Source organism: Streptomyces sp. NPDC005393 (assembly GCF_040606675.1).
In the GTDB taxonomy this organism is placed as follows: Bacteria; Actinomycetota; Actinomycetes; order Streptomycetales; family Streptomycetaceae; genus Streptomyces.
Genome location: NZ_JBEXFG010000139.1, coordinates 1 through 1,451, shown reverse-complemented (window position 1 = coordinate 1,451; position 1,451 = coordinate 1). Strand labels below are relative to the sequence as shown.

1 protein-coding gene is annotated in these 1,451 nt (G+C 68.8%); it reads left to right on the top strand.

Annotated features, from left to right (window positions below):
* The first annotated feature begins 31 nt into the window (after window positions 1–31).
* Complete coding sequence (locus tag ABZS71_RS35620) at window positions 32–1,444, top strand: IS30 family transposase (RefSeq protein ID WP_356217015.1); 1,413 nt, start codon at window positions 32–34, stop codon at window positions 1,442–1,444.
* Window positions 1,445–1,451: the final 7 nt, after the last annotated feature.

The following is a 1,451-nucleotide window of genomic DNA, read 5'->3' as shown; positions in this document are numbered from 1 at the left end:
GGCGGATTCAATCGGTCGTCGCAACACCTCCATGGTGGAGGAGCGTGTTGTGGCGCAAGGAAGAGCGCGTGCGGCGATTCAGGCCGGTCGTCCGCCGCTGCGGTCGCCGGGACGTCCCCCGGTCAACCGGCGTGCGGAGAAGCAGCGCTTCTGGCGGAAGATCGCTGAGGGGCTGTCCAGTGAGGACGCGGCGGTCGCGTGTGGCGTGTCGCAGCCGTTGGGGCCGCGGTGGTTTCGTGAGGGTGGCGGCATGCCGCCGATCAGCCTCGATCCACCGTCGGGACGTTACCTGTCGTTCGCCGAGCGCGAGGAGGTCGCACTGCTACGGGCGAAGAAGTGCGGGGTCAGGGAGATCGCTCGCCGGACCGGCCGTTCGCCGTCGACGATCTCGCGGGAGCTACGGCGCAATGCGGCGACGCGCGGCGGTCGTCTGGACTACCGGGCCTCGGTCGCGCAGTGGCATGCCGACCGGCAGGCCCGCCGGCCCAAGACGTCCAAGCTCGCCAACAACGAGCGGCTCCAGCAGTACGTACAGGACCGGCTTGCCGGCGCGATCAGCGCGGCGGACGGCAGCGAGATCCTGGGTCCGCAGACGCGCTGGATCGGGCGACGGCACGGCCGTCGGCAGGACCGGCGCTGGGCGACTTCCTGGAGCCCGGAGCAGATCGCCCGCAGACTACTGGTCGACTTCCCCCATGATGAGTCGATGCGCATCTCACACGAGGCGATCTACCAGGCCCTCTACATCCAGGGACGTGGTGGTCTGCGCCGCGAGTTGGTGGCCTGTCTGCGCACCGGCCGGGCCCTGCGCGTTCCCCGGGCCCGCACCCGCGGCCGTGGCAAGAAGTTCGTCTCCGAGGAGGTCAAGATCAGTCAGCGGCCTGCCGAGGTTGAGGACCGGGCGGTGCCCGGACACTGGGAAGGCGACCTCATTATCGGCCTGAACAGCTCCGCGATCGGCACCTTGGTCGAGCGCACTACCCGGTTCACGATGCTGCTGCATCTTCCGCCCATGCCCGGACACGGCGGGCCCCGCATCAAGAACGGCCCCGCACTGGCCGGGCACGGAGCCGAGGCCGTGCGTGACGCCGTGGCCATGACGATCACGACCTTGCCCGAACAGCTCCGCAAGTCGCTGACCTGGGACCAGGGTGCGGAGATGGCCCAGCACGCTCAACTCCGCGTCGATACCGGCCTGGAGATCTACTTCGCCGATCCCCACAGCCCGTGGCAGCGCGGCACCAACGAAAACACCAACGGCCTGCTCCGGCAGTACTTTCCCAAGGGCACCGACCTGGCCCGGCACACGCGCGGCGACCTCGACGCCGTCGCTTCTGCCCTCAACTCCCGCCCACGCAAGACACTCGGCTGGCGAACTCCCGCGGAAGCCCTCAACGATCACCTACTCTCGCTACAGAGCAGCGGTGTTGCAACGACCCCTTGAACCTGAG

Excerpts from the sequence above, each read along its gene's own strand:
- ABZS71_RS35620 (WP_356217015.1), top strand. The coding sequence starts at position 32 with ATGGTGGAGGAGCGTGTTGTGGCGCAAGGAAGAGCGCGTGCGGCGATT.